The 4,111-nt window shown below is 60.5% G+C and carries 4 protein-coding genes and 1 pseudogene; 4 read left to right on the top strand and 1 reads right to left on the bottom strand.

Going from position 1 to position 4,111, the window contains the following annotated elements; genetic code table 11:
* Positions 1-182: 182 nt before the first annotated feature.
* On the bottom strand, positions 183-1,049 hold the full coding sequence (locus tag TSH20_RS05335) for an alpha/beta hydrolase (protein ID WP_109073767.1): 867 nt from the start codon (positions 1,047-1,049) through the stop codon (positions 183-185).
* A 124-nt stretch (positions 1,050-1,173) separates the two neighbouring features.
* Here TSH20_RS05335 and TSH20_RS05340 point away from each other — a divergent pair, with 124 nt between their 5' ends.
* From TSH20_RS05340 to TSH20_RS05355, 4 genes and pseudogenes are all read left to right on the top strand, one after another.
* Positions 1,174-1,974 carry a helix-turn-helix transcriptional regulator gene (locus TSH20_RS05340; RefSeq protein ID WP_109073768.1) on the top strand — a complete coding sequence of 267 codons (801 nt, stop codon included), beginning with the start codon at positions 1,174-1,176 and terminating at the stop codon, positions 1,972-1,974.
* 95 nt (positions 1,975-2,069) lie between these two features.
* Positions 2,070-2,764, top strand: a pseudogene (locus TSH20_RS05345) (IS6 family transposase).
* A gap of 157 nt (positions 2,765-2,921) precedes the next feature.
* Complete coding sequence (locus tag TSH20_RS05350) at positions 2,922-3,551, top strand: TetR/AcrR family transcriptional regulator (protein ID WP_109073770.1); 630 nt, start codon at positions 2,922-2,924, stop codon at positions 3,549-3,551.
* A 1-nt stretch (position 3,552) separates the two neighbouring features.
* The gene (locus TSH20_RS05355; RefSeq protein ID WP_109073769.1) at positions 3,553-3,996 is read left to right on the top strand and encodes an SRPBCC family protein; all 444 of its coding nucleotides are present in this window, start codon (positions 3,553-3,555) and stop codon (positions 3,994-3,996) included.
* Positions 3,997-4,111: the final 115 nt, after the last annotated feature.

The raw sequence follows: 4,111 nt of genomic DNA on the forward strand, positions 1-4,111 counted from the left end.
TCCGCCACATCGAGGAGCTGATCCAGGCCCCGGTCGCCCTGCTGTCGACCAGCCCGGAACGCGACGACACCATCCTGATGACGGACCCCTTCGCCGACTGACGGACGACCACGCGCTCCGGGTGAGGAATGCCCGGAGCGCGCCATCTCCCGGTCATCGACCGGACAAGAGGGAGGAAATCCTCAGGCCGCGCTATGCGCCCGGATCATCCCGACGACCGCTTGGTACAGCGGTTCGCGGCGGTCGCCCAGTCGATCGCACATGTCGAAATGGTGGCCATCGGGCTGATCGATCTCCTGCACGAAGAGGCCGGCTTCCCGCCATGCCTGGACATAGAGGGCCTGCTGGCGGTGGAATTCACTGGATTCGTCGCCCCCAACGGCAATCAGCAGCGGCGGCGCCACCGCGGGGATGTGGAGGATCGGGCTGTACTCCCGCGCGCTTTGCTGATCCAGGCCAACCTTTTGGTTGAGGTAGCACAACCGAATCGGCTCCAGGTCGTAAAGACCGCTCAAGGCGCAGCCACCCTTCACGAGGTCGGATGGTGCCGACAGGCTCTGCCAGTCGGTCGACATCATCATGGCCGTCAAATGGCCGCCGGCAGAGCTTCCGGTGACGTAGATCCGTTCGGGATCGCAGCGGTAGGACCGGGCATTCCGATAGAGCCAGAGCATGGCGTTTTGCACGTCAGAGACAATTTCTGCCATACTCACCGAGGGAGCCAGCCGGTAATTAACCGCAGCGAAATTGAACCCGTCTTCAATATATGGCTTTGCGATATAGCTGAAATCCGACTTGTCGAGGGATTGCCAATAGCCGCCGTGGATGAACACCACGATCGGAGCGTTTATCTCAGCCGAGAGGAACAGGTCGATGGATTGGGCCGCATCGGTACCATATTGGAGATTCTCATGAAGGTTTGCAGACCCGCGGAACTCTTCACTGTCGCTTTTCCAACGGTTGAAAATGTCCAGATGATCAGGAATACCAGCGCGGACATTATATTCCATGTCGAGCTGTTCTTGCGTGAAGTTGCGATAGACGTTCATTGGGCACTTCCCCAAGCTTGATGTTTTGTTTATAGTGATACAGTACACTCACTGCGGGGGCATTGCCCCCGCACTCTCGCCAATTTATGCCTCAAACACGCCAACTCTTGCAGCAGGAGGGGATATGTTCGGCAAAAGCGAAGACCGGAGCGACTACCAGAACACTCCCCGTGCGGTTGCAGCCATGGCCAGGGATCTTCCCGACCAGTTTGTGATCCCCATGCACAGCCATTACCGTTCCCAACTGATCTTCGGTTGCAGCGGCGTTATCACGGTGACGACCATGGCAGGTACTTGGGTGGTTCCTTCACTCCGGGCCGTCTGGATACCCGGCGGCGTAGAGCACGAAATGAAAACCTCGGGCCGCGTTGAAATGCGAACGGTCTACGTCGATCCTGACGCCTGCCGGAACTTGCCGAAAGGCTGCTGCGTCGTGGCGGTCAGCCCGCTCTTACGGGAATTGATCGTTGCTGCCGTCAAATTAGATAACGACTATTCGGACGGCGGGCGGGAGGACAGGATCATGAGTCTGATTCTGGACGAAATTCACCCGGCGCCGGTCCTGCCACTTGATCTGCCCCTGCCCAGTGACCGAAGGCTATTGAGGATCTGCCATGCCATTCTGGAGGAGCCCAGCTGTACCACCAACTTGTCGGAATTCGGCAAACAGACGGGCGCCAGCCAACGTACACTGGAGCGGATGTTCCCTCTGGAGACAGGCATGACATTCTCGAAATGGCGTCAGCAGGCCAGATTGCTATGTGGCATTCGCATGCTCGCTGAGGGCTCGGCAATCTCAATGGTCGCCATGGACCTCGGCTATGAGAGCCCCAGTGCATTCAGTGCCATGTTCCGGCGCGCGCTTGGGATCGCTCCTTCCGAATATTTCCAGGTGATCGACGCAAGGAGTATAGAGGCACTTTAAGAATTTGGGGTATTGGAGCACGTCCGAGAAGAAGTCGAATCGGCATTGTCACGAGAACGGTGGCAGGACGTCGGCAACGCCGCTGTCCTCATCGAATGTCGCCGCTCACGTACGCCCGGCACCACTTCCCGCCTGCGGTCATTCAGCATGCGATCCGGCTGTATCTCCGGTTCACGTTGAGCTACCGCGACGTCGAGGAACTCCTGGCTGAACGCGGCATCGACGTGTCCTACGAGACCGTGCGCCGCTGGGTGTCGAAGTTTGGGCCGACGATCGCCCGGAACCTGCGGCACTTGCGGCCGACGCCCAGCCCGCGCTGGCATCTGGACGAGATGGTCGTGCGGGTTGGCGGCCGGCCAATGTATCTGTGGCGGGCCGTCGACGATGAAGGCGAAGTGCTGGAGGCGCTCGTCCAGTGTCGGCGCGACAAGACCGCGGCCCTCAAGTTGATGCGCAAACTGCTCAAAAGCACGGCTTCACGCCCACCCAGGTCACCACCGATAAGCTGCGGTCCTACGGGGCCGCCTTTCGTGAGATCGGCTTGGCAGCCCGCCATGCGCAAGGGCGGCGGATGAACAACCGAGCCGAGGTCTCGCACCAGCCGGTCCGCCGGCGCGAACGCAAAATGCAACGTTTCAAGTCGCCCGGGTCCGCCCAGCGCTTCGTCGCGATGCATGCCGCCGCTTACAACACCTTCAACCTTCAGCGCCACTTGGTTTCCCGCCGCTCTCTGCGCACTTTGCGGGCGCAGGCGATGGCCGATTGGCGGGCCGCGACTGCCGCGGCGTGATTCCCTCGAGGGCTCCGGGCTTCCTGCGCGTCGATTCCGTTCGCGTGACAATGCCTTTTCCAGCGATGACGGGCAGGCGAAACTCTATCCGCTTGACACCATACCAACCAGTCGGTACAAAAAACCAACCAGTGGGTATGGTGAGTGGGTGATCGACATGCAGCCTGATTCAAAGTCCAGACTTCTCGACGCGGCGCTGAAGGTCGTGCGCACCAAGGGCTATACGGCAACACGGATCGAGGATCTCTGCGCCGAGGCCGGCGTCACCAAGGGAAGCTTTTTCCATCACTTCAAGAGCAAGGACGACCTGATGCTTGCGGCTGTCGCCCACTGGGATGCGGTGACCGGCGGCCTGTTCGCACGGGCGCCCTACCATGATCTCGCGGACCCGCTGGACCGGCTGCTCGCTTACCTAGAGTTCCGCAAAGAGTTGCTTGCCGGAGACCTTCCTGATTTCACCTGTTTCGCCGGCATGATCACCCAGGAAGCCTATGAGACCCGTCCCGAGATCGTGGCCGCATGCGCCCGCAATATCGCCGGCCATGCGAGGACACTCGAGACCGACATCCGCGAAGCCATGCGGAAATATGGTGTGAACGCCGATTGGAGTGCCGAAAGCCTCGCACTGCACACCCAAGCCGTTCTCCAGGGCGCCTTTGTCCTCGCCAAGGCCAAGGGCGGTGCGTCCATTGCCGCCGACAGCATCGACCATCTCCATCGCTATCTGACGCTGCTGTTCCGCTCGGAAAGCGGCAAAAGCTTCAACCCCGCACCGAAGGTGAACTGACATGCCCAACACCGTCCGCCTGCATCGCGTCGTCAATGCCAAGCCGGAGAAAGTCTACCGGGCATTCGTGGAGCCGGACGCCATTGCCAGCTGGTTGCCGCCCCACGGCTTCACTTGCACGGTACATGAACTGAATGCCGAGGTCGGCGGCACGCACAGGATGTCGTTCCGCAATTTCACCACAGGCCACAGCCACGCCTTCGGGGGCGAATATCTCGAACTCGTCCCCAACGAGCGGCTCGTCTACACGGACAGGTTCGATGATCCCCACCTTCCGGGTGAGATGAAAGTGACCGTAACCTTGAAGGCCGTGTCGGTCGGCACGGACATGACGATCGAGCAGGCGGGCGTGCCGGACGCGATCCCGCTGGAGGCCTGCTATCTCGGCTGGCAGGAAAGCCTGCGGAAATTCGCAAAACTGGTCGAACCCGAAATCAACATGTAGTGCGGCACCGATCGCCGCACGCAAGTGCTGTGCATCGGCGTGGAACAGTAGGCCAGTTTCGGGGGTGATCGGCGTCCAAAACCCAGCCACCTCCTGATCTGGCAGACTTCCACCC

It is taken from the genome of Azospirillum sp. TSH20 (genome assembly GCF_003115935.1).
Classification (GTDB): Bacteria; Pseudomonadota; Alphaproteobacteria; order Azospirillales; family Azospirillaceae; genus Azospirillum.

Excerpts from the sequence above, each read along its gene's own strand:
- TSH20_RS05335 (WP_109073767.1), bottom strand. The coding sequence starts at position 1,049 with ATGAACGTCTATCGCAACTTCACGCAAGAACAGCTCGACATGGAATAT.
- TSH20_RS05340 (WP_109073768.1), top strand. The coding sequence starts at position 1,174 with ATGTTCGGCAAAAGCGAAGACCGGAGCGACTACCAGAACACTCCCCGT.
- TSH20_RS05350 (WP_109073770.1), top strand. The coding sequence starts at position 2,922 with ATGCAGCCTGATTCAAAGTCCAGACTTCTCGACGCGGCGCTGAAGGTC.
- TSH20_RS05355 (WP_109073769.1), top strand. The coding sequence starts at position 3,553 with ATGCCCAACACCGTCCGCCTGCATCGCGTCGTCAATGCCAAGCCGGAG.